Source organism: Nosocomiicoccus sp. HMSC059G07 (assembly GCF_001815515.1).
Lineage (GTDB): Bacteria > Bacillota > Bacilli > Staphylococcales > Salinicoccaceae > Nosocomiicoccus > Nosocomiicoccus ampullae_A.
In genome coordinates this window covers 54,675-76,068 of record NZ_KV820808.1, presented here as the reverse complement: position 1 = coordinate 76,068, position 21,394 = coordinate 54,675, and the positions used below count along the sequence as shown (strand labels likewise).

The 21,394-nt window shown below is 36.8% G+C and carries 19 protein-coding genes and 1 other annotated feature; all 19 genes read right to left on the bottom strand.

What is annotated here, in order from left to right; all coding sequences use genetic code 11:
- Positions 1-260 precede the first annotated feature (260 nt).
- The gene (sdhB, locus tag HMPREF3029_RS03345) at positions 261-1,022 is read right to left on the bottom strand and encodes a succinate dehydrogenase iron-sulfur subunit (RefSeq protein WP_040928684.1); all 762 of its coding nucleotides are present in this window, start codon (positions 1,020-1,022) and stop codon (positions 261-263) included.
- Between the two features lie 18 nt (positions 1,023-1,040).
- Entirely contained in the window at positions 1,041-2,786 is a 1,746-nt protein-coding gene (gene sdhA / locus HMPREF3029_RS03340; RefSeq protein WP_070709782.1) for a succinate dehydrogenase flavoprotein subunit, read from the bottom strand.
- Between the two features lie 13 nt (positions 2,787-2,799).
- Complete coding sequence (locus HMPREF3029_RS03335) at positions 2,800-3,411, bottom strand: succinate dehydrogenase cytochrome b558 subunit (RefSeq protein ID WP_068129345.1); 612 nt, start codon at positions 3,409-3,411, stop codon at positions 2,800-2,802.
- Positions 3,412-3,503: 92 nt separating this feature from the next.
- The gene (gene uvrC / locus HMPREF3029_RS03330) at positions 3,504-5,288 is read right to left on the bottom strand and encodes an excinuclease ABC subunit UvrC (RefSeq protein ID WP_070709779.1); all 1,785 of its coding nucleotides are present in this window, start codon (positions 5,286-5,288) and stop codon (positions 3,504-3,506) included.
- A gap of 54 nt (positions 5,289-5,342) precedes the next feature.
- The gene (gene trxA / locus HMPREF3029_RS03325; RefSeq protein ID WP_070709776.1) at positions 5,343-5,657 is read right to left on the bottom strand and encodes a thioredoxin; all 315 of its coding nucleotides are present in this window, start codon (positions 5,655-5,657) and stop codon (positions 5,343-5,345) included.
- Positions 5,658-5,834: 177 nt separating this feature from the next.
- Positions 5,835-8,156 carry an endonuclease MutS2 gene (locus tag HMPREF3029_RS03320; RefSeq protein ID WP_070709773.1) on the bottom strand — a complete coding sequence of 774 codons (2,322 nt, stop codon included), beginning with the start codon at positions 8,154-8,156 and terminating at the stop codon, positions 5,835-5,837.
- Between the two features lie 6 nt (positions 8,157-8,162).
- Positions 8,163-9,854, bottom strand: a complete 1,692-nt coding sequence (gene polX, locus HMPREF3029_RS03315; protein WP_070709770.1) for a DNA polymerase/3'-5' exonuclease PolX — start codon at positions 9,852-9,854, stop codon at positions 8,163-8,165.
- A 46-nt stretch (positions 9,855-9,900) separates the two neighbouring features.
- A complete protein-coding gene (locus HMPREF3029_RS03310; RefSeq protein WP_070709767.1) occupies positions 9,901-10,428 on the bottom strand; it encodes a CvpA family protein in 528 nt (175 codons plus the stop codon).
- Between the two features lie 3 nt (positions 10,429-10,431).
- Positions 10,432-10,689: a cell division protein ZapA gene (locus HMPREF3029_RS03305; protein ID WP_040928696.1), complete on the bottom strand. Its 258-nt coding sequence runs from the start codon at positions 10,687-10,689 to the stop codon at positions 10,432-10,434.
- A gap of 119 nt (positions 10,690-10,808) precedes the next feature.
- Complete coding sequence (gene pheT, locus HMPREF3029_RS03300; protein WP_070709765.1) at positions 10,809-13,208, bottom strand: phenylalanine--tRNA ligase subunit beta; 2,400 nt, start codon at positions 13,206-13,208, stop codon at positions 10,809-10,811.
- Positions 13,195-14,247 carry a phenylalanine--tRNA ligase subunit alpha gene (gene pheS / locus HMPREF3029_RS03295; protein ID WP_070709980.1) on the bottom strand — a complete coding sequence of 351 codons (1,053 nt, stop codon included), beginning with the start codon at positions 14,245-14,247 and terminating at the stop codon, positions 13,195-13,197. Before pheS ends, pheT begins: the two co-directional genes overlap by 14 nt.
- 297 nt (positions 14,248-14,544) lie before the next feature.
- Positions 14,545-15,261, bottom strand: coding sequence for a TrmH family RNA methyltransferase (locus HMPREF3029_RS03290; protein ID WP_070709762.1), 717 nt, complete (start codon positions 15,259-15,261; stop codon positions 14,545-14,547).
- Complete coding sequence (locus tag HMPREF3029_RS03285; RefSeq protein WP_070622778.1) at positions 15,255-16,325, bottom strand: M42 family metallopeptidase; 1,071 nt, start codon at positions 16,323-16,325, stop codon at positions 15,255-15,257. The genes HMPREF3029_RS03290 and HMPREF3029_RS03285 overlap by 7 nt, the downstream gene beginning before the upstream one ends.
- Positions 16,326-16,455: 130 nt before the next feature.
- Positions 16,456-16,812, bottom strand: a complete 357-nt coding sequence (gene rplT, locus HMPREF3029_RS03280) for a 50S ribosomal protein L20 (protein WP_040928700.1) — start codon at positions 16,810-16,812, stop codon at positions 16,456-16,458.
- 19 nt (positions 16,813-16,831) lie between these two features.
- Positions 16,832-17,035, bottom strand: coding sequence for a 50S ribosomal protein L35 (gene rpmI / locus HMPREF3029_RS03275; RefSeq protein WP_040928701.1), 204 nt, complete (start codon positions 17,033-17,035; stop codon positions 16,832-16,834).
- A gap of 25 nt (positions 17,036-17,060) precedes the next feature.
- Complete coding sequence (gene infC, locus HMPREF3029_RS03270; RefSeq protein ID WP_179853829.1) at positions 17,061-17,588, bottom strand: translation initiation factor IF-3; 528 nt, start codon at positions 17,586-17,588, stop codon at positions 17,061-17,063.
- Between the two features lie 13 nt (positions 17,589-17,601).
- Positions 17,602-17,724 (bottom strand) — a sequence feature (ribosomal protein L20 leader region).
- A gap of 52 nt (positions 17,725-17,776) precedes the next feature.
- Positions 17,777-18,211, bottom strand: a complete 435-nt coding sequence (locus tag HMPREF3029_RS03265; protein ID WP_070622779.1) for a PH domain-containing protein — start codon at positions 18,209-18,211, stop codon at positions 17,777-17,779.
- Positions 18,212-18,226: 15 nt separating this feature from the next.
- Positions 18,227-20,161 carry a threonine--tRNA ligase gene (gene thrS, locus HMPREF3029_RS03260; protein WP_068129331.1) on the bottom strand — a complete coding sequence of 645 codons (1,935 nt, stop codon included), beginning with the start codon at positions 20,159-20,161 and terminating at the stop codon, positions 18,227-18,229.
- Positions 20,162-20,460: 299 nt separating this feature from the next.
- The gene (gene dnaI, locus HMPREF3029_RS03255; RefSeq protein WP_070709760.1) at positions 20,461-21,393 is read right to left on the bottom strand and encodes a primosomal protein DnaI; all 933 of its coding nucleotides are present in this window, start codon (positions 21,391-21,393) and stop codon (positions 20,461-20,463) included.
- Between the last annotated feature and the right edge of the window lies 1 nt (position 21,394).

Here is a 21,394-nt window from a genome sequence, read left to right as displayed (position 1 = left end):
CAACCTCACCGATCGTTTGACCGTTCGAATCACTTACCCATTGTAATGCGATAAATTGTATTTTTGATAATTTATATTCTTTTAATATTTCACGACCATATAGCCTTACTTGCACCGATAAATGCCTCAATGATTTTTCAATCGATGCACTATTCATATTTAAAGGCATACTTATCCCCACCTTAACCTATATGGCTATATTATACATGAATTAAAAATTGAAATAAAAAAAGATGTGTCGAAACACATCTTTTTGTATATTATTCTACTTCATGGTCACTACCAAAGAATGATTTAAACATATGGAATGTCGTTTCTCTTTGCATAGATGCGATAGACGTTGTTAATGGAATACCTTTTGGACATGCTTTAACACAGTTTTGTGCCATACCACATTCAGATACTCCACCTTTGCCCATTAACGCATCTAATCTTTCGTCTTTGTTCATTCGTCCTGTTGGATGTAAGTTAAATAGACGAACTTGTGAAATCGGTGCTGCACCGATAAAGTCAGATTTGTCGTTTACGTTTGGACACACTTCTAAACATACACCACAAGTCATACATTTAGAAAGTTCATATGCAACTTGACGTTGTTTTTCAGGCATACGAGGACCTGCACCAAGATCGTATGTACCATCGATTGGTACCCATGCTTTTACACGTTTTAAGCTATCGAACATACGTGAGCGGTCAATTTGTAAGTCTCTAACGACTGGGAATGTGCTCATCGGTTCTAACGTGATTGGTTGCGTGTACTGGTCAATTAGCGCAGTACATGATTGGCGTGCGTTTCCGTTAATAACCATTGAACACGCACCACAAACTTCTTCTAAACAACTCATATCCCAAGTGACTGGTGTTGTTTTTTCTCCTTTAGCGTTCACAGGGTTTCTTTGAATCTCCATAAGCGCACTGATGACGTTCATATTTGGTCTGTAAGGAATTTCAAAGTCTTCCCAGTAGCTTTGTGATTCTGGGTTTTCTTGGCGTTTGATTTTTAATTTAATAGTTTCTGCCATTTTAATACTCCTCTCAGATTACTTAGTATAGTCACGTACGCGTGGTGGGATTAGGCTTACATCAACGTCTTCATATTCAAAACGTGGTGCTTCCGTTGGCCCTTCGTAATACGCTTTTGTAGTTTTAAGCCATTCTTCATCGTTACGGTCAGGGAATTCTGGTTTGTAGTGTGCACCACGAGATTCGTTACGGTTTAATGCACCGATTGTAATTACACGTGCTAACACTAACATGTTCCATAATTGTCTTGTGAAGAATGCAGCTTGGTTACTCCACTGCTTCGTATCGTCCATATTAATATTTTGATATCTTTCCATTAATTTAACGATTTGTTTATCTGTTTCAACTAATTTTGCGTTTTCTCTAACAACTGTTACGTTGTTTGTCATTAATTCACCAAGTTCACGGTGTAATTGATATGCGTTCTCTTCACCCTTCATGTTAAGAATGTTTTCCCAGCGATTTTCTTCGACTTTTACTGCTTCATCAAAAATTGCACTATCTAACTCTTCGTAAGTCGTTTCTAAAGAGTTCACATAGTCGATCGCATTAGGTCCAGCAACCATACCACCGTAAATTGCTGATAATAATGAGTTTGCACCAAGTCTGTTTGCACCGTGTTGTGAGTAATCACACTCACCTGCTGCGAATAGACCAGGGATGTTTGTCATTTGATCGTAATCTACATATAATCCACCCATTGAATAGTGTACTGCTGGGAAGATTTTCATTGGAACTTTACGTGGATCGTCTCCAGTAAATTTCTCATAGATTTCGATAATACCACCAAGTTTAACGTCTAACTCATGTGGATCTTTATGAGAAAGGTCTAAGTAAACCATGTTTTCTCCGTTAATACCTAACTTTTGATTTACACATACATCAAAGATTTCACGCGTCGCGATATCTCTTGGTACGAGGTTACCGTAGTGTGGGTATTTCTCTTCTAAGAAATACCAAGGTTTACCGTCTTTGTATGTCCAAATACGTCCACCTTCACCACGCGCTGACTCACTCATAAGACGTAATTTGTCGTCACCAGGAATTGCTGTTGGGTGAATCTGGATGAACTCACCGTTTGCGTAAACTGCACCTTGTTGGTACACGATTGACGCTGCTGATCCAGTGTTAATCATTGAGTTTGTCGATTTACCAAAGATAATTCCAGGTCCACCTGTAGCCATAATTACCGCGTCAGCACCGAACGAACGAATTTCACCCGTTTTGATGTCTTGCGCTGTAATACCACGTGCACGACCTTCAGCATCTTTAACGATGCCTAAAAATTCAAAACCTTCGTATTTTGTTACTAAACCTTCAACTTCATATTTTCTCACTTGCTCATCAAGTGCATATAATAACTGTTGACCAGTCGTTGCTCCTGCGAATGCCGTACGGTGATATAGCGTTCCACCGAAACGACGGAAGTCAAGTAAACCTTCTGGTGTTCGGCTAAACATAACGCCCATACGGTCGAGTAAGTGAATAATTTTTGGTGCTGCTTCAGTCATTGCCTTAACCGGTGGTTGGTTGGCTAAAAAGTCTCCACCGTACACCGTATCATCAAAGTGTTTATAAGGTGAATCTCCCTCACCTTTTGTATTTACGGCACCGTTAATTCCACCTTGTGCACATACAGAGTGTGAACGTTTAACTGGAACAATTGAAAATAGATCAATTTGTGCGCCGCTTTCTGCTGCTTTTATCGTTGCCATTAGACCTGCAAGTCCACCCCCGACAACGATAACTTTATTATTTGCCATTAGTGACACTCCTTTAAATAAATGCGAATAATGTTTGAACGCCGATGAATCCAACAATTACAAAAACGATAATCGCAACATAGCTCATTATTTGCTGAGATTTTGGTGATTGTGTAATTCCCCATGTAATCATGAATGACCATAATCCGTTTGCAAAGTGGAATACGACCGCAAGAACACCGACTACATAGAATACAAACCAAAATGGACTACCGAGAATATCTGCCATCATATCAAAGTTTACTTCAGCACCTAGTAGTACTTGGAAACGTGTTTGATAGACGTGAATCGCAATAAATACGAATGCAATAATTCCCGTAATTCTCTGAATAAGGAACATCCAGTTTCTGTATGTACCGTATCGACCTACGTTGTTTTTTGCAGTAAATGCAATATACACACCGTAAATACCATGGAATAAAATCGGTAAGTAAATGACAAATGTTTCAAGAACTAAAACAAAAGGCAAGTTACCCATGAATCCAGCAGCCGTGTTAAACGCTTCAGGTCCACGTGTTGCGAAGTTGTTGATGATCAGGTGTTGAACTAAGAACACACCGAGTGGCACAACTCCAAGCAATGAATGCAATCTTCTCACAAAAAAGCTCGAATCTTGTTTAGACACTATTGTCCCCCCTAACCAAATTAACAAATCATAGTGTTTGCTTTATATTTTACGACTCATTATCAGTTAAATCAAGACACTATAAAGCCTTTTCAGCTATTATTGTTAAGTTTTTCAACAATTGCCTCTGAAATGTTTTGTGGAATCCCAATTCTTTGAAAATCTTCAACGGATTTTGTTTTCATATTTTCTACTGATCCAAAGGCACGTAACATCGCTTGTTTACGCTTTGGACCAAGTCCTTTAATATCGTCTAACGCAGAACGAAATGCTGTTTTTTTACGCGTATTTCGATGGAATGATATCGCAAAACGGTGGACTTCATCTTGTATACGTTGTAGTAAATAAAACGTTTGTGAAGTTTTCTTTAAAGGGACGATTGCTGCAGTTTCTCCGTATAACAACTCTGCCGTATTATGTTTGTCGTCTTTTTTTACACCAGCGACAGGAATAAATACGCCGAGCTCATCTTTTAAAATACTTTTCGCAGCGTTCATTTGTCCGATACCACCGTCTACGATTATGAGATCTGGTAATGCCAAACCTTCACGTAATACACGGCTATAACGTCTGCGAATCACTTCTCTCATCGATTCGTAATCATCTGGTCCTTCTACCGTACGAATTTTATATTTTCTATATGACTTTTTATCTGGCTTTCCGTCAATAAAAGTGACCATCGCACTAACAGGATCTGCGCCTTGAATGTTTGAGTTATCAAACGCTTCGATATGCCTTGGAGTTTCAATATTCAGTACGTCTCCAAGTGTTTCAATCGCTTCTGTCGTCCGTCTTTCATCTCGCGCGATAATTTCAAAGCGACTTTTAATTGCAACTTCGGCATTTTTACACGCTAGATCAACCATTTCACGTTTACTACCACGTTTTGGGGTGATTGTTTTCATCGGTAATGCTTTATTTAAAATCACTGGGTCAATTGATACTGGTAAATGAACTTCTTTTGGTTTTAAGTTCGAATCTAGCTCATAGAACTGAAAGACGAAACGGTTAAATTCTTCGTCGACTGTATCATTCATTGCAAATATTTCTGCTTTTTTCTCAATCAGTTTACCGTTACGAATCAGCAAGACACTAACTGCCATCCAACCTTTGTACGTGTAAAATCCGAACACATCTCTCGCTGTCATATCGCTCGTTAGCATGTTTTGTTTTTCCATCGTCGCATTTATATGATGAATTAAATCACGATATTCTTTGGCACGTTCAAATTCTAATGCTTCTGATGCTTTTTGCATTTTATTTTCAAGATCTGTTATGACTGAATCGGTATCACCGTTTAAAAAGTTTGTGATTCCTTGAATCATTTTGTTATTTTCTGTTTTTGTTACTTCATACACACATGGTCCAAGACACTGCCCAATGTGGTAATACAAACATAATCTATCCGGCATCGTATCGCATTTTCGTAACGGATAAATACGATCAAGTAATCGTTTTGTTTCATGTGCACTATAAGCGTTTGGATACGGCCCAAAATATTTGCCTGTTCGTTTATTTACCGTACGTGTAACGAGTAGACGTGGATGTCGTTCATTCGTAATTTTTATAAACGGATAACTTTTATCGTCTTTTAATAAAATGTTATAACGTGGTTGATGCTTTTTTATTAAAGTGTTTTCTAGTAATAATGACTCAACTTCAGAATCTGTGATGACAAAGTCAAAGTCGACGATATCACTCACAAGTCGCATCGTTTTTTCATCGTGTGCACCGGTAAAATATGATCGTACACGATTCCTTAAATTTTTAGCTTTACCGACGTAAATAATTTCATCGCGTTTGTTTTTCATTAAATAACAGCCAGGTTCTTTTGGTAACACCGAAAGTTTTAACTTTAACTGTGAATCTTTTTCCATAAGTGATCCCTCAATTGATATAAAAAAAGCCGCTCATCGCGGCTTAGTCGTATATTATAAGTGTTTTTCGATTAATGAAACGAGTTGCTCTTTTGGTTGGAAGCCAACAACTTTGTCTACTTCTTCTCCATCTTTCATAAGAATTAAAGTAGGAATAGACATAACTCCGTAATCAGCTGCAGTAGCTTGGTTGTCATCCACGTTTACTTTAAGGATGTCCGCTTTACCTTCAACTTCTGTTGCAACTTCTTCTAGTACTGGTGCAATCATCTTACATGGTCCACACCAAGGCGCCCAAAAGTCTACAAGTTTTACACCTTCGCTAATTTTTTCTTTAAAATCTGAATCATTCACTTCATAAATTGCCATAGTATTATGCCTCCAAAATGTATTGTAAATATATTATAACAGTTTTTATTATATAGAAAAATATTATGCTTATTGAAATACAGTTAAATATAATATCCCTGCAATAAACATGATCACTGCAAATGTGATCAGTACTTTTGCGAGCTTATACATATCAAAATTATCCATATTTAGCACCTACTTCATCGTCACAATCGTTACGCCAAATCCACCTTCTGACGGTAAACCTTGTCTAAACGATTTTACTTTACTATGTCTTCTAAGTGTTTTTTCAACTGCCTCTTTTAAAGCACCTGTCCCTTTACCGTGGATGATTTCAACTTCATTTAAATTCGATAACACGACTTGATCTATATAACGGTCAAGTCGAATGACCGCATCTTCATATCGCTCTCCGCGTAAATCCAGTTTATTCGGAACACTTTGTCGACTTACTTTTCTAGAAATGACCGGTTTTACTTTTTTCTCTTTACGCTTTTTAAGCTCGTTACGTGGGATTTTCATCTTAATTATACCCATTTGAACAGTGACCTCGTCACCATCGACTTCGATGACATCACCTTTTTGTCCGTACGATAAAACATCGACAGAATCACCGACATGAAGTTCTGTATTATCTTCTGAAGTAACCTCTTTTTTAATATCTTTTTCATAATAGCTATCTGTTAATGCCTTTTTAGCTTCGATAAGTTTATGTGATTCGATATTATCAACACCGAGAGACTTCATGAGCTCTAGCTCTTCGATAATTTCAGATGCTTTTCTTTCTGCATCTTTAATGATGGTATTCGCTTTATCTTCAGCCGCTTCAATGAGTCGAGTTTTCTGATATTCGTAGTCTGCCATAAATCCGTTTAACGTTTTATGAATATCTTTAGTTTCTTTTAATAATTGATACGTTTCTTCTTCATGGATTCTCGCAGATTTTGTATGTCGTTCTAACGACTCGATCATTTCGTTGATTTCAAAGTTATCTCTTCCGGACAATTCTTCAGCACGACGTATGACTGAGGAATTTAACTTTAGTTTTTCTGAGATTTTAAATGCGTTTGATTTACCTGGAATACCGATCATTAAACGGTACGTTGGTGACAATGTGTCGACATCAAATTCCATCGACGCATTGATTACGTCTTCACGGCTATATGAAAACGACTTTAACTCTTTATAGTGTGTCGTTGCTATCGTTTTAATATTTTTATCGAGTAAAAATTCTAATATGCTGATCGCGAGCGCTGCCCCTTCTTCTGGGTCCGTTCCTGCACCGAGCTCGTCTAAAATAACTAAACTGTCTTTTGTCGCAACGTCTAATATATGACTAATATTCGTTAAATGACTTGAAAACGTCGATAACGATTGCTCGATAGACTGCTCGTCACCAATATCCGCATAAATACTATCAAATACTGGGAGTCTTGAGCCGTCTAACGCTGGAATTGGAATCCCACTTTGAGCGAGCGCTGCACATAAACCAATTGTTTTAATCGTAACAGTTTTACCACCAGTGTTTGGTCCTGTAATAATGACCGACAAATCACCGATATGAATATCGTTTTTTACAACGTCATCGATATCAATCAGTGGATGATACGCCTTTGTTAAATGAAGTTCTTCATCTTCACTTATAATTGGAATTGTTCCGTTTATAGCATTACCGTATTTCGCTTTCGCGTGCACGAGATCTAAATGATGAAGTATATCATCGATAAGAATTAACGATTCTGCTTCTAATACAACTCTCTCTGTAAGTTCAATTAATATCTTTTCTACTTCAACATTTTCTTGTTCACGTAGTCTCGCAATTTTATTTGATAATTCGACGATGGCCATCGGTTCAATGTATACCGTTTGACCTGTCGCACTTACGTCGTGGACGATACCACGCACTGAACTTTGAGAGTCTGCTTTAACTGGAAGTACAAACCTATTATTTCTCATCGTAATAATTGAGTCACTTAAATGCTTGCTAGATTTTCTTAAAATGTCGTTTAAGCGCGTACGAATTGAACTTTCTTCACGTGTAATTTGTCGACGTATTTTTAATAATTCGTTTGACGCGTGATCTAATACGCCACTTTCATCGATTGTACTCGTAATTTCTTTATAGAGTGATTTATCTTCAGGGAGTTGTGACGTGTAGCGTTCAATTGACTGAAGTTCTATTTCGTTTTCTTTAAATGATTCGATCACACGATTCAACGTATCTTTACGATATAAGTTACTTTTAATTTTTAAAAACTCATCGACCGTTAACACACTACCAATTTGAGCACGTTTTACATAGACTTTCATGTCTGAAATGCCTGCCATCTCTAAGTTTTGATGGCGTAAAATCGTTAAAATATCATCTGTTTCAGCAAGGTTTTCTTTTACTTCTATTACAGACGTTGCAAATAATTTAGGAGATATTTTACTTTTCGTTTTTTCACTCATTGCATACGATTTTACTCGCTCTAAAATTTTGTTAAATTCTAGAGCGCGTATTGTACGTTCATTCATTTCTTATCACTTACCATCTTCTATAAATTGTTTAAATGCTTGTCTAGATAATGTATTGATTACGTTTTTCTTATTAACCTGTCCTTTTTGAAGCGTTGCGATACCGTATTCCATAAACGCTAAATGATCGATATGATGCGCGTCTGTATTTACTGTTAACATGATATCTTTTCCATAAATAGCGTTACTCGATAAATCTAAACGATTCGGATTCGCATTCACTTCTAAAATAGTACGCGTATCTTTTGCGATTTGTAACAACTCTTCCATATTAACATTATAGCCGTCACGTCGACCAATTAACCGCCCTGTTGGATGCGCGATATGTCTGACATATGGATTATGCATTGCACATTTTAGTCGGTGCATAATTTCCTCTTCAGTCTGATTGAAGTTAGAGTGAATGCTCGCAATGACGTAGTCGAGCGATTTTAATATATCATCTGAATAATCGAGTGTTCCGTCACTTAGAATATCCATTTCAGTACCTGCATAGACGTCAATTTCATCATATTCATCGTTAATTTTACGTATTTCTTCGATTTGTTTTAGTAAACGCTCTTCACTTAACCCATTTGCAACGGGTAAACTTTTAGAGTGATCTGTAATGACGATATACTCGTAACCACGCTCTATACATGCTTCGACCATCTCACGTATACTATATGCACCATCACTATACGTCGTATGCATATGAATATCTCCCTTAATATCATCGAGCGTAATAATCTCACTCATATTAACGTCTACTTCAGAACCAGTTTCACGCATCGCTGGCGGGATATATGGTAAATCAAAGTGTTTATAAAATTGCGCTTCACTATCAAACGTTATAATTTTACCGTCACTTTCGACGCCGTATTCATTAATTTTTTCGTTACGTGATTTTGCGATTTGTCGCATTCTCACGTTATGATCTTTACTCCCTGTAAAGTGCTGTAACGTAGAGTAATATTCGTCACCTTGAACGAGCCTAAAATCTACTTGTATATTGACTAAACCTTCCGTATATTGAATCGAAACCTTTTTATCCCCTTTAGTGATAAACGACTTAAAAAAGGATGCGTCTTCAATGTCTTTTATGAATTCGTGACTGTCACTTAACTGAACGATAAAATCAATATCTCCACTCGTTTCTTTGAACCTTCTTGCACTCCCTGCGATATCAAAGCGTTCGACATAATTTAATGACGATAAAAAACTTTCGATATTTTTTCGTATCGTCATGACTGTAGATATTGGATGACGCTTTACTTCGCTTAACGAAATCAGACCATTTAATATATTTTCTTCTGTCTTTTTACCAAACCCAGGGAGTTGTTGAAGTTTGCCGTCCCGTAAAAACCGTTCGAAGTCATCTAAATTGTCGATACCTGTCTCTTCATAAATCTTTGCGACTCGTTTTGCACCGAGCCCTGGAATTTTTGTCATATATGTTAACCCGACAGGTGTACGTTCTTTTAATTCGTTTAACACTGTACTTTGATTCTTCTCTAAATATTCTTCGATTACTTCTTTTGTCGATTTACCAATACCTTTTATCCCGTCGAAAGACTCAATTTCAGAAAGTGCGCGCGGATCTTTTTCGAGCGCTGCTGCTGCTTTTCTATATGCAGAAACTTTAAATGAGTTTTCTAAATTTAATTCTAAATACGTTGCAATTTCTTCGAGCATACGTATAATATCTCTTTTTGTCATCTGTATTCCTCCATAAAAAATAGGGCCACTCTGGCCCTACTATAAGCTATATTTGTGACCAGTCTTTTAACTTGCCAGAAATAAATAACGTATGGTCGATTATAAACGTCGCTAAACTCGAGTTACCGACCATCTGTTGTAGTGTTGTTGATGGAACTGTACCAACGAAAAATAAAACAATCGCTAAAATGTACAGACATTCAATGATTCCTAACACTGTTCCAACAATTTTACTCGTTTTTCTATCAAAAACAATTTGATTGATGTAGTCAAATACACTAATCACAATCTGAATTATAATTTTTGACACGATAAAAATAATTAAAAACGCAGAAATATAATAATATGCTTGTTCTAAATTCGCAATATCATCAAAGACGATATTATTTACTTCAGAAATGCTAGATGGGTACGGCATAATTAGATCGAGTCGGTCTCCGAGCTGTTTATAATTGAGTCGCGCAATAATTATGGCTGATAACGTACCGAAGAAATGTAAAAACTGAAGGATGCCTCCACGTCTATACCCTACAATTCCACCAATTACGATGAGTATAATAATTAAAATTGTCATAGACTATTCCTTTGACTCTTTTAATTGCTTTAAGACGTCTTCATACTTTTCTTCGAGTTGTAAGTAATCATCCATTAAGTTTACACACGTTAACACTGCTTTACGATGTAAATCTAAACCAGCATTCATACGTGCAACTTCACTTATTTTTTCATCGACCGCTTCAGCAACTCGCTCTAAATATTCTCTATCATTTGCACCGACTAACGTATATTCATTATTGTAAATTTTAACAGATACTCTATTCTTTTTATTTTCCATAGTACTCTCTCTTTTTCATCAATAATTCATTTAAATTTATTTTAATTATACTGAAGGATGTGCGTATTCACAACAAATCTAATTAAATCATTGAAAAAAGAGGCAAATATGCCTCTTTATTATTCACGAATCGTAAATCCTTCTGCTTCTAACTTTTCAATAATTGGATCATGTGCTTCTTTTACATCACTGTCTTTTAAAGTGTCTTCTTTATTGAGATAAATTAAATGTAATCCGATCGACTTTTTATCGTCGTCAATATGTTCGCCTTCGTACACATCAAATGGATATACATCGACTAAATAATTCGGACGTAACGACCAGATTAAATCGATAATCGATTGAGACGTAATCTCTCTCGGCACTTCTAGAGCGATATCTCGAGAAATCGAAGGGAATTTAACGATTGGTTCGTACTCAATTGATGCACTATTGTCTAAAATATATGCGAGATCAATTTCAGCAACTGTCGTTTGTCCTAAGTCATGTGTTTTACGATACGTCGGATGAAGCTCACCAATGACTCCAACATTAACGTCATCTAAGAAAATGTGAGCACTACGACCTGGATGTAGTTCCTCGTAGTCTTGCGTCGCTTCAAATCGTACAGAACTTAATAAATTAAACTCTGTAAAAATTGCTTCGACAATTCCTTTAACGTGATAGAAGTCCGGTTCGTGTGTTGTTTTTAACCATTTCGTGTCATTTACTTTACCTGTCGATAAAATTGCTAACTTTTGAATCTCATCTGGTAACTCTGTTTGACCATTTGATTTAAATACATTTCCAATTTCAAAAATTTCAACACGCTCTTGCATACGGTTCATATTATATGTCGCGTTGTTCACGAGGTGTGGGATAAGACTCATTCTTAACACTGAATGCATTTCACTCATCGGCATGCTAAGTTTTAACCCTTCTTTTAACGGTGTAAATAAACCGATATTTTCTTCACTCGTTAATGCGTAGTTAATCGTCTGACTATAGCCATTTGACATTAACAATTCACGCATACTTCTCGTTTTCACTTGCGAATCTGTTAGTTGACCCGGCGTGATTTTACTATATTTCGGTAATGTTGAAGGGATATTATCATAACCATAAATACGTGCGACTTCTTCAGAAATATCTTCTTTAATTTTTAAATCGTCTCTTCTAGACGGGATATAACACGTTAACTCATTCTCACCTTCGACTTTAATGCCAAGTCGGTTTAAAATTTCTTTAACCTCATCAGAACTTAGAGATAATCCAAGTCGTTGATTTAAAAAGTCGACTGAAGTCTTAATTGTCGTATCCTCTAAATCTAACTGTCCATCAGATATAATTTTTTCCTCTACCGTTCCGCCTGCGTACTTTTCAAGTAAATGTGCCGCACGGTTTAATGCTTTTAATACAAACACGTGCGATACGCCTTTTTCAAAACGTTGTGATGCCTCACTACGTAGGTTTAAGCGAGATGACGTTTTACGGACATTGACCGGATCAAATAGCGCAGATTCAATAACAACATTTTTCGTGTCATCTTTAACTTCAGAAAAGTCTCCACCCATTACGCCTGCGAGGGCGACTGGCTCTTTACCGTTCGTAATGACGATATCTGACTCTAACAGTTCACGTTCTTTTCCGTCAAGAGTCGTCATCGTCTCACCATCTTTAGCATAACGCGTTACAATTTCTGTACTACCAATTTTATCGTAATCAAACATATGAATCGGTTGACCAAATTCTAATAATACGTAGTTAGAAATATCAACAACGTTATTAATTGGGCGAATTCCAGACTTAATTAAACGCATCTGCATCCATAACGGACTCGGTTGAATCATTACGTCTCTAACGACACGCGCACCGTAATAAGGAACGCTTTCTTTATCTTCAATCGTTACAGATAATTTTGAAGCTGACTCGTGTTCTTTAAACGTCTGATCCGGTTCTGTCACTTCTCCACCAAATAGTGCGCGCGCTTCATACGCACTACCTATCATTGATAACGCATCTTTACGGTTTGGTGTGAGATCATACTCTAAGACGTAGTCATTTAAGTAAAGTGCTTCTAACGCATCTTGTCCGACTGTCACATCTTCATTCTCACTAAAGATGAAAATACCATCTTCATATTTTTTAGGTGTTAAATCTTTCTCTATACCGAGCTCTTCTAAACTACAAATCATTCCATGAGATTCTACCCCACGTAATTTTGCTTTACGGAGTTTAAGTCCTGGAATTGTGCCGCCAACTTTTGCAACGATGACGTAAACCCCTGCTTTAATATTTGGTGCACCACATACAATTTGTACCGTTTCGTTCCCAATATTTACTTTCGTGACGTTTAATCGGTCGGCATCTGGATGCTGCACGCATTCTTCTACGTAACCGACGACAACATCTTTCACTTCTTCTCTATAATCGATAATGTCATCGACTTCAATACCGCTTCTAGTAATCTTTTCACTTAACTCGTGTTTTGAAACCTCTAGCGGGATAAACTGATCTAACCATTCTTTAGATACTCTCATGTTTAACCCCTCTTTCTTCAATATATTTAAACTGTTCTAAGAATCGTAAGTCGTTTGTATATAAATGACGGATATCTTCCACACCGTAATATAACATCGCCATACGGTCTGGTCCCATACCAAAAGCAAATCCGCTATATTCACTACTATCAAATCCGGCCATTTCTAATACGTTCGGGTGCACCATACCAGCACCTAAAATTTCAATCCATCCGGATTGTTTACAAACGTTACATCCTTTTCCGCCACATTTAAAGCACGATACGTCAACTTCAACACTCGGCTCAGTAAATGGGAAGTAACTTGGACGTAATCGAATTTCACGGTCTTGACCAAAAATTTCTTTTAAGAATAATTCGAGTGTCCCTTTTAAATCTGCAAGAGAAATATTTTTGTCGACAACAAGTCCTTCAATTTGAGTAAATTGATGAGAATGTGTCGCGTCATCACTATCTCGGCGATACACTTTACCAGGACAGATAATTTTAATAGGTCCTTTACCTTTAGCTGCATTTAATACGCGTGCTTGTACTGGTGACGTATGTGTACGCAGTAGTGTTTCGTTAGAAATATAAAACGAATCTTGCATATCACGTGCTGGGTGAGATTTAGGTAAGTTTAAAGCTTCAAAGTTATAGTAATCACTTTCAACTTCATAACCTTCATACACTTCATAACCGAGACCGACAAAAATATCTTCGATACCGTCGATAATATGTTGAAGCGGATGTTTTCCACCGATTGGACGTTGTCTTCCTGGTAACGTAACATCAATCGTTTCATTTTCTAATTTTTTCTTTAGTAAACGTGCTTCAACTTCTTCAATACCTTGCTCTAATTTTTGTTGAATTGATTGACGTAGCGCATTGACGCTTTGTCCGAATTCCTTTTTCTCTTCATTTGGAATGTCTTTCATATGTTGCATTAACGTCGTGACAGTTCCTTTTTTACCTAAAAATTTAACGCGTAAATCGTCGAGTTGTTTACGATCCGCGGCATCTTCAAATAGCGATTCAAATTTTTCTTTAATCGCTTGCATATCGATGTCTTTATAACTCAATACTTTCACCTCATTTATTTTTTCGCATAAAAAAACTCCATCCTATAACAATAGGACGGAGTTCCGTGGTACCACCTAAATTCCTGTTAAACAGGCTCTCTCATTTGATAAGGAAATGACCCTTTAACTTCATCTGTTAGGTGAACCCTGACTATAGTATGAGAATACTTCCACCAATCGTATTCACTCTCTGGTCATACTAACTTTGTCATTTATGCCTACTTCACTTGAAGTTATTATTCGATTGACTTAATTATACATGATTTTTTAAAAAACTTAAAGACTATACTGATGCATTAAAATACCACCAGCAACGGCGACATTTAAACTTTCAGCGTCTCCTGGCATATCAATTTTTACTTTATAATTCGCATGCTCGAGTACTTCTTGACTAACTCCTTGACCTTCGTTTCCAAGAATGATCATCACTTTGTCATCCATAACAATATTTGTAAGTGGTTCTCCTGAGAGATCTGTCGTAAGTATTGTCCCGTTGAAATTTTGCATCACTTCAATCAAGTCTACGTCTTCAAGTGAGACGTGAAAATGGCTACCTTGACTACTTCTTAGTACTTTATCGCTATAAGCATCAACTGTGTTTTTACCGATTAAAATACGTTTAAAATTAAAGGCATCGGCTGTACGAATTAAAGTGCCAAGATTTCCAGGATCTTGTATACCGTCAATAGCAAGGACTCGATCACTTTCAATACTTTTTGTTTCCATACGAACGACTGCGATAATACCCGGCGGTGTCACCAGTTTCGATAGCGACGACATGACGTCTTTTGTGACGACAGTCGTTTTTAAATCAAAGTTAAACGTATCTGTTTCAAGCACGAAAATCTCTTCAATATGTGCACCAAACTGAATCGCTTCTTCGATTAAGTGTTCACCTTCAATTAAGAATTGTTGTGCTTTTGTACGCCCTTTTTTAGTTAATAGTTTACGTATTTCTTTGATACGCTTATTATCTTTAGACGTAATTACCATTTGATATTGTCAACGACGTCATCATTTAATGATTTTACGATTTCAACGACAAGTTTTACTGCATTTTTAAAGTCTTCACGGTGCATGATGCTTACGTTTGAGTGCATGTATCTTAAAGGTACACCGATCGCAAGTGATGGTACGCCGTCGTGAACTGTATGGAAACGTCCAGCATCTGTTCCACCACCAGGGATAGCTTGAAGTTGTACGTCGATTCCTTTTTCTTTCGCGAGCTTTTGAACGTGTTTTCTAAATCCGACGTGTCCAATATTTGTCGCATCTAACATGACGAGTAATGGTCCGTCTCCAAGCACTCCAACACCGTCACTCGTTTGAAGTCCTGGAGTATCTGTTGCGATACCAACATCAATTGCAATCGCAAGGTCCGGATTTACTTTATGTGCAGCAGTTTGTGCACCGCGTAGTCCGACTTCTTCTTGGACTGTCGCTCCACTCACTAAGTTAATATCAATTTCTTCTTCTTTTAATTCGTTTAACACTTCCACCGCAAGTGCACAACCGAATCTGTTATCAAATGCTTTTGCTAAAACGTAATCTTTGTTTGCCATTTCTGTAAATTCAGTATAAGGCACGATCATGTCTCCAGGCTTAACTCCGAGAGATTCTGCTTCTTCTTTATCTTTTACACCGATATCTAAATACATATCTTTAATATCGACTGTTTTCTTACGTGCTTCAGGCGATAACATATGTGGAGGTGTAGAACCAACAACACCAATATACTCGCCGTCATCTGTCACGAGTGTCATTTTTTGAGATAAAATAACTTGACTCCACCAACCACCGATCGGTGTAAATTTAATAAACCCTTTATCGTCAATTTGTGTGACCATAAATCCGATTTCGTCTAAGTGACCACCAATTAAGATCGTGCGTGATCCATTCCCTTTTTTCTTACCGAAAATACTACCTAAGTTATCTTCAATGAGCTCATCAGAAACTGGTGTTAAATATTCTTTCATTAGTTTTTTAACATCATATTCAAAACCAGAAATTCCATTCACATCTGTTAGAGATTTTAGTAATTCTAATTGTTTATCCATATGTATCCCCTTTCTTTTATAATCATTATTTTAGCACATTTAAAAACTGATTTATTAATCCTGAATCAAATAATAAAAATATATCTATACTAAAAAATCCACATTGATTACTCAATGTGGATGATAGACATTATTTTAAAGCGTCTTTTGCTGTGTTTACTAACTGTTCGAATGCTTTTTCATCGTTAATTGCGATTTCAGAAAGCATTTTACGGTTCATTTCGATGCCAGCAAGTTTAAGACCGTTCATTAAACGGCTGTAGCTGATGTCGTGTTGACGCGCTGCAGCGTTAATACGTGCGATCCATAATTTACGGAATTCACGCTTTCTATTTTTACGGTCACGGTATGCATATTGACCTGATTTGATTACTTGTTGCTTCGCAACTCTATATAAATTTCCTTTAGCACCGAAGTAGCCTTTTGATTGTTTTAATAATTTTTTACGTCTTTTACGAGTAGTTACTCCTCTTTTAACACGAGCCATTGTTGTTCCTCCTTAAAAATTACTTACCAGCTTTAGCTAATAAATGTTTTAATCTTCTTGCGTCTGACTTAGCAACTAATGCTGGTTGACGAAGTTTACGTTTTTGTTTTTTAGTTTTGTTTGCCATTAAGTGGCTAGTAAACGCTTGTGAACGTTTAAACTTACCTGATGCAGTTTTCTTAACACGTTTTTTGTAACCTTTATGAGTTTTCATTTTAGGCATAATAAATTTCCTCCAAAATCAAGTATTATTTTTCTTTTTTAGGAGCTAAGACTAAGAACATCGAACGACCTTCCATTTTAGGACGGACTTCTAAATCTCCTTCTTCTTTTAGCGCCTCTGCAAACTTAACGAGAACATCTCTACCGATGTCTTTATGAGTAATTGCACGTCCTCTAAAACGAATAGAAGCTTTTACCTTATCACCTTTAGATAAGAACTTCTTCGCTTGGTTAGCTTTCGTATTAAAGTCATGCTCCTCAATAGTCGGAGATAGACGAATCTCTTTAACGTTGATCACACGTTGTTTTTTACGTGCTTCTCTTTCTTTTCTCTGTTGTTCATATTTGTACTTACCATAGTCCATAATACGAGCAACAGGTGGTTTTGCATTTGGAGCAACTAAAACAACATCAAGATCTACTCTTTCTGCCATTTCAAGTGCTTCTTGCTTAGATTTAATACCGAGCTGTTCGCCATTTTGGCTGATTAATCGAACTTCTTTTGCACGAATACGATTATTAATAATTGCTTGGTCTTTTGCTATTGTTGACACCTCCAAAAATTTAACGAACAAAAAAGAGCGAGTGCATAGCTGCACCCGCTCACTGAAAAGACACTAATAGTGCCCATTCCCGAAAACCCGTTTACCGTTGGCTAAGGGTGTGAAGCGGGAGCTTCAACTTGTCCGTTCAATTCAACTCTTATAACTATACAGTAGTTATTTGTATATGTCAAACATATTTATATATTAAATTTCGCCTTCACTGTTTTTTTCTTTAGTTCACGTAAAAATTCTTCTTTTTCTTTTGGTGACACTTTTACGTTATCATATACTCCACCAATATAATCAATTTGTATCGCATCTTCACTTTTTGCTGCTTTGTTTCCACCGACGATAATATCGTCTGTTGCAGAAACGTTTGTGATCGCATCGTAAAAGATTTTCGACTTTTTGAAACCGTTATAAATGATTAACTGATGATTTGTAAACGTATATTTCACCGGCTTAAACGTATTCACAAGTACGATGATTATAATGAGTATAATCGATACTGATATTCGATTTGGCGGAATATCTCTTAAATACCCAACCAAAACAATGATGATCGTCGGTATAAGAAGTAGTAGCAAGTTATACCTTATAAATTTAATCCCGTATTTAGAATAATAGGTCATACTCTCACCTACCTATTATTTTTTAAGTCGAATCTCATCGACGAGTTTATATAAGAACTCTTCTTTTTCGTAACTATTTTGCTCAGTTTCACCGTATTTACGCACGTTAACTTCTTGTGCTTCAACTTCTTTATCACCTACGACGACTTGGTATGGTACTTTTCGAGTTTGTGCATCTCTAATTTTATACCCCATTTTTTCATCGCGTGTATCGATATCTGCACGGATACCATATGATTTCATTTCATCTAAAATTTCACGTGCATAATCATAGTGTAAGTCTAAGTTTACCGGAATAATTTGCACTTGTTCTGGTGCTAACCATAATGGGAATGCACCTTTATATTCTTCAATTAAGAATGCGACAAATCGTTCCATCGTACCAACAACACCACGGTGGATAACGACTGGACGGTGGTTTTGTCCGTCTTCACCGATATATGTTAAATCAAAGCGTTCAGGAAGTAGGAAGTCTAATTGAACTGTTGATAATGTTTCTTCAATTCCTGAAGCTGTTTTCACTTGAACGTCAATTTTCGGTCCGTAGAATGCCGCTTCATCGAGTGCTTCAACGTACTCAAGTTCTAATTCATCTGCCGCTTCTTTTAACATTCTCTCTGCAGTGTTCCACATGTTATCATCATCGAAATACTTATCTGTATTTTCTGGATCACGGTAACTTAAGCGGAATGAGTAGTTTTCAATCTTAAAGTCTTTGTATACTTCTTCGATTAAATGAAGTACACGTTTAATTTCTTCTTTAATTTGATCTGGACGAACAAATACGTGTGCATCATTTAATACCATTCCACGAACACGTTGTAATCCTGAAACTGCTCCAGACGCTTCATAGCGGTGCATCATTCCTAATTCTGCGATACGAATTGGAAGTTCACGGTATGAGTGTCTTTCATTTTTATAAATCATCATATGATGTGGACAGTTCATCGGACGAAGAACGAGTTCTTCGTTACCAATTTTCATAGCAGGGAACATGTCGTCTTGATAATGCTCCCAGTGTCCACTCGTTTTATATAAATCACTGTTTGCTAAAATTGGAGTATAAACGTGGTCATACCCAAGTGCTACTTCTTTGTCGACGATATAACGTTCGATTTCACGGCGAATTGTCGCACCGTTTGGTAGCCAGAACGGTAAACCTGCACCGACGAGTTGAGACGTATCGAAGATTTTCATCTCACGACCGATTCGTCTATGGTCACGTTCTTTTCTTTCTTCTAACATTTTTAAATGCTCTTCAAGATCTTTCTTTTTAAAGAACGCAGTACCGTAAATACGTTGTAACATCTTATTATCAGAATCTCCACGCCAATATGCACCAGCGATTGATAATAATTTATATTCTTTAATTTTTGATGTTCTCGGTACGTGTACACCACGACATAAATCTGTGAAGTCGTCTTGAGTGTATACAGTGACGAGCTCGTCTTCAGGAATCGCGTCGATTAATTCTAATTTATATTCATCGTGTTTAAATAATTCTTTTGCTTCTTCACGTGATAATACACGGCGCTCGATTGGAATGTTTTCATCGATAATCTGTTTCATTTCACGCTCAATTTTAGGGAAGTCTTCGTTAGATAATTTCTCATCCATATCAAAGTCATAGTAGAATCCTTCTTCGATGACTGGTCCGACACCAAACTTCACATCTTTATAAAGACGAGTTAAAGCATGCGCTAGTAAGTGTGCTGTCGAGTGACGCATCACTTCTAAGCCTTCTTCAGTTTTATCTGTGAATAGTTCAATTTCTGCATCTTCAACGATTGGACGTACGAGATCATACATTTCTCCGTTTACGCGTGCTGCGACTGATGCTTTTTTTAATCCCGGGCTAATTGACCCAGCAATTTCTTCTGCTGTAATACCACTATCAAATTGTTTTTCGCTTCCGTCTGGAAACTTAATGTTTACTTTAACATCTGACATAGTAATTCCTCCAAAAATTTAATAAAAAAAGTCGCCCCTAATAATAGGGACGACTGTAGTGCCGTGTTACCACCCTGATTCACAAGTCGACAAATAGACTTGCCTCAGAAATAGGAGATAACGCTCCAAAGCGTATAGCGATTAAGCTATCATTAATAAAGGTAGTAACTTTAATGCTTTATTATGCATTTTCACCAACCATGCACTCTCTATAAATAAATCAAAAAAATTGTGTCCTTTTAATGTTTAAAATCAATTGTTAAGCATATTATACATTACTCTGAATAAACTGCCAAGTACTAATGGCGATAATTCGGCCCAACTAATTCAACTTCATACGTCAATGCACGAATTCTTTCCACCATACGTGTCGCCTTTATTTTATCGACCGTACCATCTTTCGTTACTGCATATAAATCGACCAACTGATCAATACTATAATTTGAACTGATAAACGTCGGTCGTTTTTCTGCCATTCGACTTTGAAGTATCGGTGTCAGTACTGTATCCCTACTCCATGCAGTAATATCTTCAGCACCGAGATCGTCTAACATTAACACATCCGCTTCTTTAAGCGCTCGAATTCTATCATCACTCGTATTGTCTTTAAACCCTGCACGAAGCTCTTGTAACAGTTCAGGTACATATATAATCATCGAGCTCACATTCTTCTCTTTTAACTCGTTCGCAAAACTCCCGAGGAAAAATGACTTCCCAACACCGAAGTTACCGTGAATGTATAACCCTCTATAGTCATTTTTACTCACAATATTATGGACCGTTTCAATCGATTTATGGATCACTTCTTCACGGTTTGACCCTTCGATAATATCTAAGTCATCAAAATGAGCGTTCACGATATCTTGAGAGATGAAAAAACTTTGAATCAGCTTTTGTTTTTCTTTGTACTTATCTCTCTCGACCTTAACTTTGCACGGTGTTAAATAGTGATGGATTTTGCCATTTCGAACTTCTAAGTTTATGACATAACCGTCTGGATGAGACTTACAATGACCATTTTCATCTTGAACACATTCTGAATCTTGTTCAACAAACTTTTTTATCATTAACATTTCGTCTTGAATCATCTCTCGAGTCACAGAGACACCAGAATCATTTACAAACTGTCTAAATTTTGGTGAATTGATGATCATTTCGTACGTTTCTTCATTACGTTCGTTATGTGCATTAAAAAGCGGATTGTTTTTCATCATATCGCTTAATGATTCCATT

What these genes read in the sequence shown, in the direction of transcription:
- sdhB (WP_040928684.1), bottom strand. Translation starts at nt 1,022, where the DNA reads ATGGCAGAAACTATTAAATTAAAAATCAAACGCCAAGAAAACCCAGAA.
- HMPREF3029_RS03305 (WP_040928696.1), bottom strand. Translation starts at nt 10,689, where the DNA reads ATGGAAAATAAAAAGAATAGAGTATCTGTTAAAATTTACAATAATGAA.
- trxA (WP_070709776.1), bottom strand. Translation starts at nt 5,657, where the DNA reads ATGGCAATTTATGAAGTGAATGATTCAGATTTTAAAGAAAAAATTAGC.
- rpmI (WP_040928701.1), bottom strand. Translation starts at nt 17,035, where the DNA reads ATGCCTAAAATGAAAACTCATAAAGGTTACAAAAAACGTGTTAAGAAA.
- dnaI (WP_070709760.1), bottom strand. Translation starts at nt 21,393, where the DNA reads ATGGAATCATTAAGCGATATGATGAAAAACAATCCGCTTTTTAATGCA.
- thrS (WP_068129331.1), bottom strand. Translation starts at nt 20,161, where the DNA reads ATGTCAGATGTTAAAGTAAACATTAAGTTTCCAGACGGAAGCGAAAAA.
- HMPREF3029_RS03310 (WP_070709767.1), bottom strand. Translation starts at nt 10,428, where the DNA reads ATGACAATTTTAATTATTATACTCATCGTAATTGGTGGAATTGTAGGG.
- sdhA (WP_070709782.1), bottom strand. Translation starts at nt 2,786, where the DNA reads ATGGCAAATAATAAAGTTATCGTTGTCGGGGGTGGACTTGCAGGTCTA.
- uvrC (WP_070709779.1), bottom strand. Translation starts at nt 5,288, where the DNA reads ATGGAAAAAGATTCACAGTTAAAGTTAAAACTTTCGGTGTTACCAAAA.
- HMPREF3029_RS03290 (WP_070709762.1), bottom strand. Translation starts at nt 15,261, where the DNA reads ATGGTAATTACGTCTAAAGATAATAAGCGTATCAAAGAAATACGTAAA.
- polX (WP_070709770.1), bottom strand. Translation starts at nt 9,854, where the DNA reads ATGACAAAAAGAGATATTATACGTATGCTCGAAGAAATTGCAACGTAT.
- HMPREF3029_RS03320 (WP_070709773.1), bottom strand. Translation starts at nt 8,156, where the DNA reads ATGAATGAACGTACAATACGCGCTCTAGAATTTAACAAAATTTTAGAG.
- pheS (WP_070709980.1), bottom strand. Translation starts at nt 14,247, where the DNA reads ATGCAAGCGATTAAAGAAAAATTTGAATCGCTATTTGAAGATGCCGCG.
- rplT (WP_040928700.1), bottom strand. Translation starts at nt 16,812, where the DNA reads ATGGCTCGTGTTAAAAGAGGAGTAACTACTCGTAAAAGACGTAAAAAA.
- HMPREF3029_RS03265 (WP_070622779.1), bottom strand. Translation starts at nt 18,211, where the DNA reads ATGACCTATTATTCTAAATACGGGATTAAATTTATAAGGTATAACTTG.
- pheT (WP_070709765.1), bottom strand. Translation starts at nt 13,208, where the DNA reads ATGAGAGTATCTAAAGAATGGTTAGATCAGTTTATCCCGCTAGAGGTT.
- HMPREF3029_RS03285 (WP_070622778.1), bottom strand. Translation starts at nt 16,325, where the DNA reads ATGGATAAACAATTAGAATTACTAAAATCTCTAACAGATGTGAATGGA.